Origin of the sequence: Streptomyces tibetensis (assembly GCF_007655005.1) — a bacterium.
Classification (GTDB): domain Bacteria; phylum Actinomycetota; class Actinomycetes; order Streptomycetales; family Streptomycetaceae; genus Streptomyces; species Streptomyces tibetensis.
On sequence record NZ_SZVW01000008.1, the window covers coordinates 326,099 to 342,005 of the forward strand.

Annotated in this window: 8 protein-coding genes and 2 pseudogenes; 7 read left to right on the plus strand and 3 right to left on the minus strand. The window is 69.2% G+C overall.

From position 1 onward, the window contains the following. Positions 1 to 217 precede the first annotated feature (217 nt). On the plus strand, positions 218 to 565 hold the full coding sequence (locus FDO69_RS16380; protein WP_104780551.1) for a hypothetical protein: 348 nt from the start codon (positions 218 to 220) through the stop codon (positions 563 to 565). Positions 566 to 948: 383 nt separating this feature from the next. After that, a pseudogene (locus FDO69_RS16385) lies at positions 949 to 1,323 on the plus strand (3'-5' exonuclease); the annotation flags it as partial. A gap of 14 nt (positions 1,324 to 1,337) precedes the next feature. On the opposite strand, the gene FDO69_RS16390 reads toward FDO69_RS16385, so the two are convergent. Further along, positions 1,338 to 2,972: a sigma-70 family RNA polymerase sigma factor gene (locus FDO69_RS16390; protein WP_104780552.1), complete on the minus strand. Its 1,635-nt coding sequence runs from the start codon at positions 2,970 to 2,972 to the stop codon at positions 1,338 to 1,340. Positions 2,973 to 3,177: 205 nt separating this feature from the next. On the opposite strand from FDO69_RS16390, the gene FDO69_RS16395 reads away from it, so the two are divergent. The 4 genes and pseudogenes from FDO69_RS16395 to FDO69_RS16410 form a co-directional block, all read left to right on the plus strand. Next, positions 3,178 to 6,216, plus strand: a complete 3,039-nt coding sequence (locus FDO69_RS16395) for a hypothetical protein (protein WP_138430108.1) — start codon at positions 3,178 to 3,180, stop codon at positions 6,214 to 6,216. 106 nt (positions 6,217 to 6,322) lie between these two features. Beyond that, the gene (locus FDO69_RS16400; protein WP_138430110.1) at positions 6,323 to 11,095 is read left to right on the plus strand and encodes a DEAD/DEAH box helicase; all 4,773 of its coding nucleotides are present in this window, start codon (positions 6,323 to 6,325) and stop codon (positions 11,093 to 11,095) included. 17 nt (positions 11,096 to 11,112) lie between these two features. Further along, positions 11,113 to 11,640 carry a hypothetical protein gene (locus tag FDO69_RS16405; RefSeq protein ID WP_234387962.1) on the plus strand — a complete coding sequence of 176 codons (528 nt, stop codon included), beginning with the start codon at positions 11,113 to 11,115 and terminating at the stop codon, positions 11,638 to 11,640. Positions 11,641 to 11,652: 12 nt separating this feature from the next. After that, positions 11,653 to 12,440: pseudogene (locus FDO69_RS16410) on the plus strand (IS5 family transposase); the annotation flags it as partial. Positions 12,441 to 12,632: 192 nt separating this feature from the next. Here FDO69_RS16410 and FDO69_RS16420 read toward each other — a convergent pair. Together FDO69_RS16420 and ltrA are read right to left on the minus strand one after the other, a co-directional pair. After that, a complete protein-coding gene (locus FDO69_RS16420; RefSeq protein ID WP_420878510.1) occupies positions 12,633 to 13,751 on the minus strand; it encodes an IS701 family transposase in 1,119 nt (372 codons plus the stop codon). A 20-nt stretch (positions 13,752 to 13,771) separates the two neighbouring features. Beyond that, positions 13,772 to 14,905, minus strand: coding sequence for a group II intron reverse transcriptase/maturase (ltrA, locus tag FDO69_RS16425; RefSeq protein ID WP_104780554.1), 1,134 nt, complete (start codon positions 14,903 to 14,905; stop codon positions 13,772 to 13,774). Here ltrA and FDO69_RS16430 point away from each other — a divergent pair. Beyond that, the gene (locus tag FDO69_RS16430; RefSeq protein ID WP_159030620.1) at positions 14,895 to 15,713 is read left to right on the plus strand and encodes a DUF11 domain-containing protein; all 819 of its coding nucleotides are present in this window, start codon (positions 14,895 to 14,897) and stop codon (positions 15,711 to 15,713) included. The two genes, ltrA and FDO69_RS16430, sit on opposite strands and share 11 nt — an antisense overlap. Positions 15,714 to 15,907 lie beyond the last annotated feature (194 nt).

A 15,907-nucleotide genomic window follows, 5' to 3' on the forward strand; every position in this document is an offset into this window, starting at 1 on the left:
CCAGCAGGTTCACACGGCCGGCGAGCGATTGGGAGCCACTCACGGTCAGCGTTTGGCACCTTGACCGGGCGCATCTCGCCCTTGATTACTGCCTGATAGTCGGTGCCGTTGCGTGACCGAGGGCGCGCGAGGTCTCTTTCTCGGTTCGGTACGGGTCCGTGGTTACCCATCGGTCACGCCCTCCTTCGAGGTGGCGTCTACGTGATACTGCGGTCTCATGAACGAGATTCTGGTGGCGGTCGTGACTGCTTTCGCTATCGGACCAGTCGGCTACTTCGCGCACGTCGCTCAGGAGAGCTATGGCCGCAAGCATCAGCACCAGGCCGACGACATAGCGCTCATGAAGGAACTTCATCGGAAGCTCGTCGAGCAGCGGGAGAGCCGGGCCAGGCCGCAGGAGGTCGCGAGGGCTTGCTTGCTACTTGAGAGCGAGGCGGTCCTGTTGAGGCATGCCAAGCTCAGGAAGAGGGTCATCGAGAACCTGGCGTGTACTGAAGATCTCTGGATGTTGACGCAGGGGGCTCACCACGTGACAGGCAGAACGTGTGGATTCAGGACGCCTTAGACGCCCTCGCGGCTATAGCTCGGGGGGAGCGACTACCCAAGCCCAGCAGCAAGTACGACACTCAGCTCTTCTACCTTGACCGCGCAGGGAGCAAGCTTGCCCCCGCTATGCAAGAAGTGGCTGTGCGCCTCTGTAGCCTCCCCGGAGTCACCGCACTCAGCGAAGAGCGGGCCGCGTGGGAGGCGGAGAGGCTCGCTAAGCGCGGATGGCGTCGATTCATCCCACGCCGCAAGGCGAGGTCCGAGCCAGCCGCCGGGTAGGAAGTGCGCGGACAGTCAGGCCAGGAAGCGGGGCTGCGGTTGTGGTGGTGGAGTCCTGCGGGCGATGTTCGTCCAGCCGTCGAGTCAGGGGGCGAGAGCCAGGTTGCGCTGGCCGGTCACGGCGCGGGGATCGCCCCCTCGGACATCGCGGTCCGCGCCCGCTTCAACACCCTGACGGGCAAGCTTGCCGACCGGATCGCAGCGGCCGGCGTCCCCGTGGTCCGGGTACGGGACGGCGAACCGGACAGCGCGGTCGGGGTGCGGGTGTCGACCCTGCACAGCATGAAAGGACTGGAGTACCGGTGCGTGGCCGTCACCGGGGCCACGGCGAGCGCCTTCCCCTTCCCTCCGGCCGTCACGACGGCCGACGTGGACGGCATCCAGCATGCCACCGACCTGGCGGCCGAACGCTGCCTGCTCTTCGTGGCCTGCACCCGGGCCCGGGAAGCGCTGTATGTGTCGTACAGCGGACGGGGCAGCGAGTTCCTGCCGGGGTGAGGCGGCGACGTGGGTCAGTCGCTGCTGCCGTGGATCGGGCCGGACCCCGTGAGGTGAAGCCGGGGAACGGCCGCGATCTGGTGCCCTCCGTCGACGACCCGGAACCAGTCGTCCTCGATCAGGACGGTGACAGTCTTCCTGCACCACTGTGCGTTGATGTGGATCGTCTGGTGGCCGACCACGATGATTCCCGGTGGGTATACCTTCCTGTTCACGCGTCGGGCAGCAGACGGCGGCGCGCCGACCGGGCGGGTGGTGCGGATTCGGTTCCTGTGGATCTGTCCCTCCAACTTCGCCAAGGCCTTGGATTCGAGTTGGCGTATCCGTTCCCGGCTGACACCCATGTCCCATCCGATGGCGTCGAGGGTAAGTTCGACCCCGCCGTCGAGCCCGTACCGAAGGGTCATCACCCGGTGTTCCCGTTCAGTGAGGCAGTTGAGTAGCGCATGAACCTCTTCCGGTGACATGTCCCTGTAGTGCGTGTCGGGTTCGGCCCAGTGCGGTCCCCGGATGCCACGGTCCGCCTCCTCGTGCAGCGCGTCGTCACCAATCGCCTCGGTCAGCTCCTCGAGCGGGACGGTGCGGCGCACCTGTGACAGGAGGGCGGCCGCCTTGTCCGGCGCCACCCCCGCACGCGCGGCCACCGCCGGGAGGGCGCCGGCCGGAGCCTCGTGTCCCAGCTCCCGCGCGGCCTTGTGTAGGGCTGCCACCACGTCGTGCGCATACACCGGAAGCCGGATCGTTCGGCTCTGGTCGGCGATGGCTCGCCGGATCGCCTGCTGGATCCACTGCACCGCATACGTCGAGAACTTGAAGCCCTTGCGATGGTCGAACATCTCGATCGCGTGCACCATGCCGGCGTTGCCCTCCTGGATCAGGTCCATGAGGTCCAGCCCGCGACCGGTGTATCTGACGGCGACGCTCACCACCAGCCGGAGGTTCGCGTGGACGAACTCCGTGAGGGCCTGTTCGCCGAGCAGGACGAGCTGCTCGAGCTCGCGGCGGAGCTTGGGGGCGATCTTCCTGCCGGCCTCGTCCAGTCGCTCGCGCGCCAGAAGCCCCGCCTCGATGGCCTGGGCCGCTTCCGCCTCCTGTTCTCGGGAGAGCAGCGGGTACTTGCCGATCACCTTGCGGTAGTACTTCAACGAGTTGAACACGGGCCGGCCTGCGGGGGAGTCCTCGAAGGCCGCGTCGGCCGCATCGGCGGCAGCGCGCGGCGGGGGCTTCGGCACCGATGCGGGCGGGGGCGCGTCCGGGCGCAGGGTTCGTATCATCAGCGCGGTCAGATCCAGCCGGCTGTCCGGGCCCAACTCGATCGTGAAGCGTGGCCCGGGCGCCTTCTGGGCCGGTATGGCGGGGAGCCAGGTGGTGACGGGCGCTTCGTTCGGAGAGCGTGCGGGCGTAGGGCGGTCAGGATCGGACGACGTCACAGAAGCGCCGACCGGCACGCCGAACGAGGCTGCCACCTTGGCGGGAAGCGTGACGCCCTCCCGTACGACCCGGCCCAGTGCCTCGACGAGCACGGTCCTGTCCGCGCCGACCAGCAGTCGCCGCAGGGCCATCAGAGTAAGGACGCGCTCCGGGCCTGCCGCCGCCAGAAGTTCCGCGTGCAACGCGGCCGGTGTTCCGGCCTCGACATCCGTCGTCATGGACGTGCCCCCGATGTACTGAAGATTTGTGCAACAACCAGCCCGTACGTATGCAACCACGCGGCACTGACAACGCGTCACGTCTGTCGGCCGCATCCTCTTTCGTCCGTGGGATCTCTGTGGTTCCGGCGTGAAGGAATGGTAAAAAGGTAAACATCAGCCGGTCGCTACTGCAAGGAAGTGCGGACCGGTGGGGGAGGAAAGCATGCTGGTGGATCCCGCGCGGTTGCTGGACGACTGTGAGCGGGCGTGGCGCGAGGCGGGGGAGCCGGCGGCCGTCGGCGGGCCGGAGTCCGTCGTCCGGCGGATCAGTCTCGTCATGGAAGCACTGGTGGCCTACGTGCTGCTCGCCGACCGGTCGGATCTGCCGCAGGACACCGTGTTCGCACGCTGGCCCGCCTGCACCGTCCACGCCGTAGCCCACGGCGAGCAGGGTGATGCGCCCGGTCTCGTGCAACTGCTGTTCGACGCGCGGGCGCGTGTGGTCGCGGCGCGTCCCGAACTCGGCCGACCTCGGGGCGTCCCGGATGCGTCGCCTACGGCGGACGCCCGGTGGATCGCGGCCGCACAGGAGGCGGCGCGCTCGCTGGGCTGGACCTGGCACCCGTCGACCGCCGCGGATCCGGTGCACATTCCTCCGGGTGATCCTGGACCCCGGGTCGCGTCAACTCCTCCGGAGCTGCGGCTCGGGCCCGGCGGGGGCAGCGTTCTGCTGACGCTGTCCAGCCGTCGAGAGGCAGCGACCTGGCAACTGGCCGCCGACGGAACTTCGTTCACCGTGTCGCCACCGCACTGGGTCCTGCCCGGCCCCGTCCGGCGCATCGAGGCCACCGACCCGGCGGGAGCCACCCATGTGTCGGACGTCGTCGACCCGCACACCGCTCTGCTGGCCTTCGCCTCCGACGGCCACCGGATTCCCCTGGACGAGCCGTTGCCCGCGGCCGAGATCCACCTGCTGCATGTGGGTGCTGTGGAGACGGAGGGCGGTGGGGCCGCTGCCGTCGAACTGCCGACCCCGTACGGCTGGAGCGGCTGGACCCTGAGCAAGGTGTCCTTGGCAGGTGTGACGCGCATCCGTACCTCCCAGGCCGCCCCTGACAGCTGGCTGGACGTGGCCGTCGGCCGGTCGTTCGGATGGGAGGGCGGCGCGACACTTCCCTGGCTCACCGGCGAGGACGGAGCACCGGTGTGGCACCGACCGCCCGCGCTCCGACTCCGACGCCGCCCGGGTGAGGCCGAGACAGACCACTGGCAGGTCGAGGTTCGACGCCCCGGCCACGAGGAACCCCTGGCCCGCCTCACCGGCACCCCCGGCGCCCTTCTGGACCCCTGGCAGCACGTACCCGGCCCGCTGCTCGGCCCGTACGAACTCCTCGTCCACCGCCCCGGCCGGCAGCGGGGCAGGCGCCGGCTCACCGCTTTCCTCGCCGAGGGCGTCGAGGCCAAGCCCTCTGCCGAATGGCGCCTGCTCGCCCCGAACGGCGGACTCGCGCCGGCGCGGCTCGACCTGCGCACCAACCGACGCGTCACCGCCTCCGACAGCGCGGTCCGGTTGGCCCCGTACGAGATCACCAAAGGGCTCGTACTGAGCAACGGAACAAACGAGTACCAGGTCCAGGCCCTCGTCCCGCACTCCGAAGTCCGCCTGGAGCTCGACGGCCGGCCCCTCTCCTGGTCCGTCCGGCCGCTCGACATCGACGCGGCCGACCTGGTGCGGGACAGCGCCCTGACCGTGCGTCTGCCGGAGCAGGCGGTGGCAGTGACTCCCGAACTAGCGCTGATCGTCGAGGGGGCGAGCCTGCACACCCTGCGGCCGGAACGACGTACCCGGACCCGCAAGGGCGACCTGCGCTATGCACTGGCCGCGTTGACGGACACCGTCCACGACTGCGCCAAGGCCGAACTGCAGCTGCTGGTCGCGGGGCAGAGCGTCCATGTGGCAACCGTCCGCACGCAGCCCATCGCGGAAGACGTCGTACCGGACGGCACCGGACTGTTGTTGCGAGGGCTGCGTCACCCAGGGGAGCTGACCGCCCAGCTCCACACGGTTCTCGCCCCGTGGCAGCAACCGCTGACCCTGCCGGTCGACGAGAGCGGCCGCATCCCGCTGCCCGCCGCCTGGCGGTCAGCCGGCCCGCTCGTCGTGACCCTGCGCGCGGGAAACGCCACGTCCGGCGCCGCACCCGCCTGGCCCCGCTTGCGCGACCGCGACACCCTGGTGCTGCGCCGGTCCCCCCGGACATCCGAGATCACCGACGGCGCCGCTGCGGCCAGGACCACCGAGTACCTGGCAGGCCGAGGCACGCTGCCCCTGGGCGCCGAGGCCATCCCGTACCAGTGGATCGTGGCCGCCCGCGGCAGGGACCTGCAGGCGTGCGGAGCGAAGGAGACCGCACCGGCCGAGTGCCTGCACGCCCTGGGCGACGCCGGCCCCGACGCCCTCGTGGGAGCGGCCGACTCTGCCCTGCGCTCCGGTGAGCTCGCCGCCGGGCTGGTGGGCAGCGGCCTGGCCGCCCTGCGCATCCTGGAGGTCACTGACCCGGCCGCCGTACGCCCCGTCTGGCGGCGGGCCCCGCTGTGCGCGCTGCTGCTCACCGCACCGCTGTTGCCGTACCTGTCCGACAACCCGGCTTACGAAATCGACGAGTTGTATCCGGAGGAGGCAGAACTCCTCAACGAGGTCGGGCAGTTCCTGGGTGATGTCGGCCCGGTCCTCCTGGCCGGCCAGGAGGACCCGAGCCGAACCGTCGGCCGGTTCGACGCCCACGCCCGGGCCCTGGACGAGCTCCCCGAGATGCAGCAGCAGGCCGTGTGGCGCACCGCACGGGTCGTGCCGCGCGGCCTCCTGGACACCGACACCCGGGCCGAAGCCGCCTGGCAGGCGTTCCGTGACCGGCGCACCCTCCAGTACTTCGCCGTGCGCGAGGAGTGCGGCGACTGGCTTGACGCGGTCACGATCTTCCTCGACGACGGGCACCTACTGCTGGCGCGGGCGTTCCGCGACCGCGAACCCGGCCCGCTGCACGGCCCTGGAGAGGCATGGATGCGGGTGCCCCAGTTCTCCCTCGGGTGTGCGCTGATCGCCCGGTTGGCCGCGGCCGGAGACGTGCGGGCAGCCAAGCTGGAGCGGGGAGTACGGCCGTTGTGGACGTCCGTCGCCGCCCACGCGCCCGACCTCACCGCCGTCGACCTCGCCCTCGCGGAATGCTTGGTCACCGCCGAGGCCGTACAGGCCACCGGCTGAGCCCCGCCGGAGACAACCGTCCCGGCCGATGCGGACCGGCCGCACCAGCCGCAGCCGCCGTTCTTTCGCCCATGCCCCGCCCGCCGCGCCTTTCGGAGCCAGTCCGTTGCACAGCCTCGACCCACTCGCCACATCCGCGCTGATCAGCGACACCTACCGCCGATATCTGCGCTCGCTGCTGCCCCTGCGTGAACCCCGTCTCGCCGAGGCACTCGCCCATGCCATCGACACCAGCCCACTGCTCACCAAGGGCCCCCTGCTGGAAGCCACCCCGGCGTACGCGCCGGGCGCCACCCTGAACGAGCTCATCGGCGAGGGCGTGCTGCATCCGGCGTTCCGGCAGCTGACGGGCTCCGCCCTGCCCGGCGACCGCCCCCTGTACCGCCACCAGGAGCAGGCACTACGCAAGGCCGTGGCCGGACGCAACCTGGTAGTCGCCACAGGCACGGGTTCGGGCAAGACGGAAAGCTTCCTGCTGCCCATCCTCAACACACTCGCCGCCGAACACGCCCACGGCACCATCGGCCCCGGCATCCGTGCCCTGCTGCTGTACCCGATGAACGCACTGGCCAACGACCAGATGAAGCGACTGCGCCGACTGCTGGCCGCAGCACCCCACATCACGTTCGGCCGCTACACCGGCGACACGAAGGACGACCCGCGTCGCGCCGCCGACACCTTCGAACAGCTCAACCCCGGCGAGCCACGCCTGCCCAACGAACTGCTCAGTCGCCGCGAGATGCGTGCCACGCCACCTCACATCCTGCTCACCAACTACGCCATGCTGGAATACCTGCTGCTCCGTCCCCTGGACATGAACCTCTTCGAAGGGGGGCACGCGGGCGGCTGGAGGTTCATCGTCGTCGACGAGGCCCACGTCTACGACGGGGCGCGCGGCGCCGAACTCGCCATGCTGCTCCGCCGGCTGAAGGACCGGGTTGGCCAGGGACGCGACATCCAGGCCATCGCCACCAGCGCCACCGTCGGCGCGGAGGAGAACCCGGCCGCCGTCACCGCCTTCGCCCAGGCACTCTTCGACGTCCCCTTCCACTGGGACGCCGACGACCTGGCCGCACAGGACCTCGTCACCGCGACCCGGGTGGGCACACCCGACGGCCCGCACTGGGGGCCTCTGCCGCCCACCGAATACCTGCGCCTGGCCACCGCGGCCGACCCCGGCCCCGAAATCGTGACGGCCGCACGCATGCACGGACTGGCCACCACCACCCCGGCGGCGGCCCTCGCCGCCGAAGCCGGAACCGCAGCCCTGCGCCGAGCCCTCGCCGAAGGACCCCGGCCCGTGCGCGACATTGCCCACACCGTCTTCCCCGGCGACCCGGTGGGACCGGCCGCCGTCACCGCGCTCATCCAGCTCGCCAGTCAGACGACCGACACCGACGGCGCCCCCGTCCTCTCTGCCCGGTACCATTTCTTCGCACGCGCCACCGAAGGAGCCTTCACCTGCCTCGACCCGGCCGGCGCCCCCGTCCTCTCTGCCCGGTACCATTTCTTCGCACGCGCCACCGAAGGAGCCTTCACCTGCCTCGACCCGGCCGGCCCCCACCTCGACCTGGCCCGCCACGAGACCTGCCCGCACTGCGCCCGCCCCTCCTTCGAACTGGGCGCCTGTCGCCGCTGCGGTGCCGTTCACCTGCACGGCAGCCTTGACGGGCCGGGGGGACGGTCCCGCCTCGTGCACCGCAAGTCTCCCGACAAGCCCCACACCTGGCTGCTCTTGGACGGGCACGATGCGGGCGCCGGCGTCGACGAGGACGACGAAACCCTCGGCGAGAGCACCAAGGGCGGTCTCAGCGAGCGCCGACTGTGCACCCGCTGCGCGGCCGTGCACCCCGCCGGAACGGCGGCCTGCACGACGCACGCGTGCCAGGGAACCGAGCTGCGCCGCGTCCACCAGCTCGACACCCATGAGGGGACCCCGGCCTCCTGCCTGGCGTGTGGCGCCCGTGGCCACGGCATGATCCGCCTTTTCGAAACAGGCAACGAGGCCGCGGCCTCGGTCCTGGGCACCGCCCTCTACCAGGCGCTGCCCCCGGCGACCGAAGGCCCCGCCTCCGTGCTGCCCGGGCAGGGCCGCAAGCTCCTGTTCTTCAGCGACAGCCGGCAGGCCGCCGCGTACTTCGCCCCCCACCTCGAAGACTCCTATACGCGCATCCAGCACCGGCGCCTGATGACACAGGCCGCTCTGAAGGGTTGCCCCGATCCCGACGAGCCGCTGCACATCGACGATCTCGTGGCCCACACGGTGCGCGCCGCCGACCGCGCCGGAGTCTTCCGCCGCACCGACTCCCGGCAGGCCAAGCAGCGCGAGGTCGCCCTGTGGGCCATGCAGGAAGTACTCAGCCTCGACGACCGCCAGTCACTCGAAGGCGTCGGCCTGCTCCGTGTCGACCTCGACCGCGAGCCCTTCTGGCAGCCACCCTCCGCCCTGACCTCCCTCGGTCTGACGGACGACGACGCCTGGTGGCTGGTGCAGGAACTGCTGCGCACCGTGCGCAACCAGGGAGCCCTCACCATGCCCGAGGACGTGGACGCGGGCGACGAGGCGTTCGCCCCCCGCCGCGGACCCGTGTGGGTCCGCTCCAAAGGGTCCGACGCGGCACGCAAGGTGATCAGCTGGCTGCCCAGCGCTGCGGGCGTCTCCAACCGTCGTGTCGACTACCTGGAGCGCGTGCTGGACGCACTCGGTCACCCGGGTGACCGGCGAGCCGCCGCACTGGAGACACTGAACCGCCTGTGGACCGACCTGACCACCGGGCACCTCGCCGAATGGCTGCCGGGGGAGAGCCAGCCCGGGATCGGCGCGGTCCGCCGACTCGACCACGCCTGGCTCCGGCTGCGGCCCGTCACCGCGGACAGCGAACCGCTCCACGCCTGTGACCGCTGCCGCCGCGTGGTTGCCGTATCCGTCAGGGGCGTCTGCCCCACACTGCGCTGCACCGGCCGTCTCGAGGAGTACAAGCCCACCGACGAGTCGGACGGTCACCTCCGCCGCCTCTACCTTTCCTTTGACCCCGTACCGCTGCGGGCCCAGGAACACACCGCGCAGTGGACCGGCGAGAAGGCCGCTGAGATCCAGGGCGAGTTCGTCCGCGGGCAGATCAATGCCCTCTCCTGCTCAACGACTTTCGAACTCGGAGTCGACGTCGGCGAGCTGCAGGCTGTTGTCCTGCGCAACATGCCACCCTCCACGGCCAACTACGTGCAGCGGGCCGGACGAGCCGGGCGGCGCGCTGACGCCGCCGCCCTTGTCCTCACCTACGCCCAGCGACGCCCCCACGACCTCTCGCGGTACGCGGAACCCCAGCGGATGATCGCCGGGGAGGTCCGGGCCCCGATCGTCCCCGTCGACAACGTCCGCATCGACCGCCGTCACGCCCACTCCATCGCCCTCGCCGCCTTCCTCCGCGCCATGAAGGAGGAAAGGGGCCGTGTCTGGCGTACGGCAGGCGAGTTCTTCCTGCCCGACGACACCACCGGTGAGATCGCCGCCCACGCAGTGCACGACTGGCTGACGCCCGTTCCCGGAAGCGTCACCGCTTCTCTGCGTCGGGTTCTTCCTGTCACCGTCCAGGACGAGATCGGCGTGGCGTCGGACGCCTGGGTCGGCGAACTGGACCGTCTCCTGAGGGCCGCGCAGCAGATTCTCGATCAGGACGTCACCGCCTACAGCGAACGGCGTGACCAAGCGGCCGCCGCTCGCAAGTACCGGCTGGCGGATGTGTACCAGAAGGTCATTCACAACCTGACGAAGCGCGACCTGCTCGGAGTCCTCGCCAACCGCAACGTGCTGCCCAAGTACGGATTCCCCGTGGACACCGTCGAACTGCGCATCCCGCAGGACGGCGGCGCCGTCGCCGGCCAGCTCGAACTCACCCGCGACCTGAGTGCCGCTGTCCACGAGTACGCGCCGGGTGCCGAGATCGTGGCCGGCGGTCGGCTGTGGTCCTCGGCGGGCGTCTACCGCCTGCCCGACCGCGAACTGGTGAGCCGTCATTACACGGTGTGCGGCACCTGTGGGCGCTACAGGGAGGCCACCGAGGCCGTGGATCCCACGTGTACCGCCTGCGGCGCCGTGTCCACCGCCGCGCCGCGCCGGTACATCGAGCCCGTCTACGGCTTCGTGGCCGCACGTGGACCCCAGCGCCGGCCGGGACAGACCCCGCCGCGTAGGTCCTGGTACGGCGATGTCCACATGTCCACCGCCACTGCCGACGTGCGGGACGGGGTGACGGCGTTCCCCTCCGGTCACACCACGGCCTGGTCGGCGGGAGCTCGGGGCGAGATGGTCGTCGTTTCGGAGGGGCCGGGCGGCGCCGGCTACGAGATCTGTGACTGGTGCGGCTGGGGCCGTCCGCACGCCCGGGCGGGAAACCGGCGTGCGGGCCATCCGCATCTGCTGAAGGAGGCCCAGTGCAGCGGCCCACTGCGGGTCGTCTCCCTCGCGCACCGTTACCAGACCGACTTCCTCCAGATCCACCTCGACCCGTTCACCGCCCTCTCAGCACCGCAGGAGCGCCTCCGTTCCGGCGTCTACGCCTTGCTGGAAGGCGCGGCCGCCCATCTGGAGATCAGCCGTGACGACATCGACGGCACGGTCCACACGGGAACCGACGGGATGCCGTTGCTGCTGCTCTTCGACACCACGCCGGGCGGCGCGGGGAACGTGGTCAGGATCGGAGATCATCTCGACCGGGTTGTCGAGGCCGCACTCTCCCGCGTGAGCGCCTGCGAGTGTGGCCCGGAGAGCAGCTGCTATGCATGCCTGCGAAGCTTCCGCAATGAGCGATTTCATGAAGTGTTGAGTCGCTGTGAGGCCATCGAGCTACTCGATGCCTTGGCAGGCAAGAGAGTCCTTTGAATGGGGCGGAGCAGTAAGTGAAGCTTGTCCGACGATTCGTCGACCAGTGGGAAGTCGTGAGCGGGGGGCGAAGGCAGATGGAGTACGTCAATCTCGATGCGCAGGTCGGCGACCTGTCAGGGATCTTGGACCCGGCACGCTACCTGAGCCACTTGCCCACGATCTCCGGTGACCTGCCGCCAGGCGCCTGGGCTTTCGCCACGGACACGGACCACTACGACTTCAGCAGCAGGCGATGTGTGAGGGACCTGATGCTCCGGGCTGTCCGGGGTGCCGGCGGTGAGGAGATGGAGGTCGAGTTCCAGCACAACTGTTGGAAGCACGACCAGGACCTGCTGATCCGCTACGCAGGGGTGTCCAGCTTCGTCATCGATCCCGTCGACGAGGACCGGGGAACGGACCTCGGGCCAGTGATTCTGGACGAGATCCTGCCTCATGGGGACGGCTGCAGCCACGAGATTGCCTGCTGGGACGGCACCCTCACCCTTGTCTGCCGTGACCTCCAGGCGACCTGGACTGAAGCCACTTGCTCAAGCAAGGCGTAGGCGGGACAGGTCATGGGGATTGTTGAGCGGCTGGTGCCGGATGAGTTGTGGGAGCTGTTTCAGCGGGTGGTGCCGGAGGCACCGCTGCGACCTCAGGGGGGTGGTCGGCGCCGGCATGATGACCGGGAGGTGCTGGCGGCGATCGTGTTCGTGGCGACGTCGGGCTGCACGTGGCAGCAGCTGCCGACAGCGTCGTTCGGGCTGTCAGGGGTAACAGCCCATCGGCGATTCAGCGAATGGTCGAAGGCCCGGGTGTGGGCCAATCTCCACCGCGTGGTGCTCGACGAGCTCGGCGCCCGCGGCGAGCTGGACTGGACCCGCTGCGCGATCGACTCGGTGAACATGCGGGCTTTGAAAAGGGGGACCTGACAGGTCCGAATCCTGTGGACCGGGGCAGGTACGACTCGAAGATCCATCTGATCACCGAGCGAACCGACCTGCCCATATCCGTCGGAATCTCGGGCGCGAACCTGCACGACAGCCAGGCCCTGGGCCCCTTGGTCAAGGGCATACCGCCGATCCGCTCCCGTCGTGGACGCAGGCGACGTAAGCCGGGCAAGCTTCACGCCGACAAGGGCTACAACTACCCTCACCTGCGGCGATGGTTACGCGGACGCGGCATCACCCACCGCATCGCCCGCAAAGGGATCGAGTCCTCACAGCGGCTGGGCCGCCACCGCTGGACCGTTGAGCGCACCATGTCCTGGCTCGCCGGCTGCCGACGACTCCACCGACGCTACGAACGTAAGGCCGACCACTTCCTCGCTTTCACCAGCATCGCCTGCACTCTCATCTGCTACGCAGACTCACCAAATGAGATGACGTCTAGTACTGCAACGGCGTTTTGTGTGATGGTGGTTCGGTTTCTGGTGGTGTGTGGCCGCGTCGTTTGTAGTGGCTGGTGCGGGCTTGGTGTTGTCTGCGGCGGCGCCAGTGGGACCAGTGCAGGACGTGCTCGACGGGTGCTGGTTGGCGGTGGGTGAGTCGGTGGATCAGGCGGCGGAGTTCGGGGAGTGTGAGGGGTATGAGCTGGGAGGATCCGTTTCTGCTTTGCCGGCTTCGAGTTCGCGGGCCCGCAGCACGGTGAGGCTCTCGTGGGCGGCCATGGCGAGGGTGATGTGGCGGTGCCAGCCGTCGTAGCGTCGGACCTGGTAGTCGTCCAGGCCGCATTCCTGTTTCGCGGTCTGGAAGCATTCCTCGAGCGCCCAGCGGGAGCCGGCGATGCGGATCAGCTGGTCCAGCGTGGTCGACGCGGGGCAGTAGGCGATGTAGTAGGAGACCTGGTCGGGCCGGCTGACGCTGCGGCGGGCGATCACCCAGTGCCGGCGGTCCTGGCGGTGCCAGGGCCGGACCTCGACCCTGGTCCAGTCGAACACCCGCGGCCCGTGGGCGCCGTTTCCGCACGAGCGACGCTTCCACTTCTGCCGGGGCAGACCATGGAACAGGTCGTGCACGGGGTGGTTGAGGGCGTGGCGGGTGACCACGGTGTCGTGCCGGGTGGTGGCCAGGACGTGGAAGACGTCCGCCTGCTCGAGCTCGTAGCGCCAGCCCTTGGAGAACCCGTAGGCGGCATCGGCGGTCACCCAGCCGAACGGGATCCGCTCCGCGATCGCGCGGCGGACCATGGCCTTCGCCATGGCGACCTTCGTCTCGAACCCGGTCGACTCCTCGATGCCGGCCCGGCGGCACCGCTCGCGGTCATCGGTCCACGACGTGGGCAGATACAGACGGCGGTCGATCAGCGTGCGGCCGCGCGGGCCGGCATAGGCGAGAAACACGCCGACCTGGCAGTTCTCTGTCCTGCCCGCGGTGCCTGAGTACTGCCGCTGAACCCCCGCCGACCGTATCCCCTTCTTCAGGAAGCCGGTGTCGTCCACGATCAGGACCGCTTCCGGGTCACCGAGGTGCTCGACCACGTAGCCGCGCACGTCGTCCAGGACGTCGTCAGCGTTCCAGTCGGTCTTGTTCAGCAGACGGTGGATCCGGTCCGGACCCGTATGGCCTGCCTCCTCCGCCAACGTGTGAGGTCGACTCACGCGCCCTGCTGGTGTTTCCACCAGTGGGTTTCCCCGAGCCGCCTCCCGAACCGGACGTGCCCGATCTCCAGGCATCCGGCTCTCCACAAGCCCTCTCAGACGGCCGCTGCCATCGTGGTCCCGTTCGGCCAAGGCGAGGGGATCTTGTTCCCGCGATACAGATAGCGGTTGGTCCGCACCTTGGCGCACCTGAACAAGATGACCTCGTCGTCGGCGGGCCACCATCGGCCCGCGCAGTAGCGACGGCGCAGACTCTTCCAGTTGGATCGGCGGTGTTTGCGCCGAAGCCATCCGAAGACCTGGCGCCAGGTGAAGGCCGACAGGTACTGGAAGGTCGCGGACGACACCCCGTGCCGGAAGTACGCCGTCCAGCCCCGCAGCACCGGGTTGAGCTGGTGCAGCACGACTGCCAGCGGCAGGTTCGTGTCCTGTCGGCACACCGTCTTGACCTTCTCCTTGACGGCCTGGAGTGCCTTCTTGGAGGGGTAGAGGTAGACGTAGTGCTTCTGGGTCCCGCGTTTGCGGTGACGCTGGAGGCGCCACCCGAGGAAGTCCAGCCCCTCGTCAATATGAGTGATAGCCGTCTTCTCCATTGACAGACGCAGCCCCATCGGGGCGAGTACTTCCGCCACCTGGGTGCGCATGTCCTCGGCCTGCTCGCGGGTCCCGGTCACGGCGATCAGAAAGTCGTCCGCATACCGGAACAGCCGGTAGTTGGGGAGGTTCTGGCGACGTCGCCGGGCCCGCTGGCCTTGCGTGGAGTTCGGCCCGCCCGGCCCGGCCGCGATGAACTCATCGAGGACCGACAGGGCGATGTTGGCCAGCAGCGGCGAGAGAATTCCACCCTGCGGAGTGCCGGAATCGGTGTTCTTGGACTGGCCACCCTCGCTGAGGATGCCCGACTTCAAGAACGCCTTCACCAGGTCAAGGACGCGCCGGTCTCCCACTCGACGACGCACCCGGCCCATCAGGGCCGTGTGGTCGATCGAGTCGAAGCACGCCTCGATGTCCCCCTCCACCATCCACTCATAGGAGTTCTTGGCGAAGTGGTGTGCCTCGGCGAGCGCGTCGTGAGCCCGGCGCTTCGGGCGGAACCCGTAGGAACACGGGAGGAAATCCGCCTCGAAGATCGGCTCCAGTACCAGCTTCAGGGACGCCTGGACCACCCGGTCCCGCACGGTAGGAATCCCCAACCGACGGCGCTTGGCCGTCCCCGGTTTGGGGATCATCCGTTCGCGCACGGGAAGCGGTCGGAAGGTTCGGCCCCTCACGTACACCGTCACCTACGCGAACACGGGCAGCGGCGGCGCCTCCGGCGTCACGGTCACCGACACCCTGCCGGCCGGGGTCTACTACAGTCAGGCGCTCGATTCCGGCACCGGCCCCAGGCCCGGTTCGGTGACGCTCAACGCCGACGGCACCCGCACCCTCGTCTGGAACGTGGGCGACCTGCCGGCCGACTCAGGCGATCAACGGATCGTCTTCACGGCGCGACCGACGCTCCTGGCCCTGCCGGGGACGACGTACACCGACACCGTGTCCGTGAGCTACCGGAACGCCGGCGGCGCCTGCGCCTTCGCACCGGTCACCGACTCGGCCGCCACCGCCATCACCGCCGTGCCGCCCACTCGCGACCCGCTGTCTCAAGGGTTCTGGAAGAACCACGAACAACTGTGGACGGCCGAGTTCCTGGCACGGATCCAGGCAACCGACCAGCGCTACGACACCGACCGGAACGGGGCCCTGTCAGTCGACGAGGCCGCGGCAGCGTTCAACGGCAGCAACGCGCCGAAGAGCACTCTGGGCAAGCAGCTACTGGCCGTCTACTTCAACCTCGCCACCAGGCGCATCAACGCCGGCACCGAGATCAGGTCGAGGACGGCCCAGTCGCTGAGTCTCGACAACGTGCGTGAGGCCGCCATCTACGCGCAGGACACCCTGCTGCTCCCGGTGAATTCCGGCACCTCGCCGCGTTACAGCGCCATCATCGGCGTCCTGACCGACATGAACGCCAACAGGATCGAGGTCTACCGGTGAGAGGAGCCGGTCGAGCCGTTTCCAAGGCTGCCCGAACACGGCCGCCCCACTCGGGTCCCTGTCGACGATCACAGTTCCGACGTAGGCTGTAGTCGATGACTCGACGGTTTCGACGTAAGGCCCCGCACACGGCGCTCCCTTGAGTTCTAGCGATCGTCGCAACACCCCAGCTCAAGGGGTGCGATGTTCGAGAT

Excerpts from the sequence above, each read along its gene's own strand:
- ltrA (WP_104780554.1), bottom strand. The coding sequence starts at position 14,905 with ATGATCCCCAAACCGGGGACGGCCAAGCGCCGTCGGTTGGGGATTCCT.
- FDO69_RS16395 (WP_138430108.1), top strand. The coding sequence starts at position 3,178 with ATGCTGGTGGATCCCGCGCGGTTGCTGGACGACTGTGAGCGGGCGTGG.
- FDO69_RS16380 (WP_104780551.1), top strand. The coding sequence starts at position 218 with ATGAACGAGATTCTGGTGGCGGTCGTGACTGCTTTCGCTATCGGACCA.
- FDO69_RS16420 (WP_420878510.1), bottom strand. The coding sequence starts at position 13,751 with ATGCCTGGAGATCGGGCACGTCCGGTTCGGGAGGCGGCTCGGGGAAAC.
- FDO69_RS16390 (WP_104780552.1), bottom strand. The coding sequence starts at position 2,972 with ATGACGACGGATGTCGAGGCCGGAACACCGGCCGCGTTGCACGCGGAA.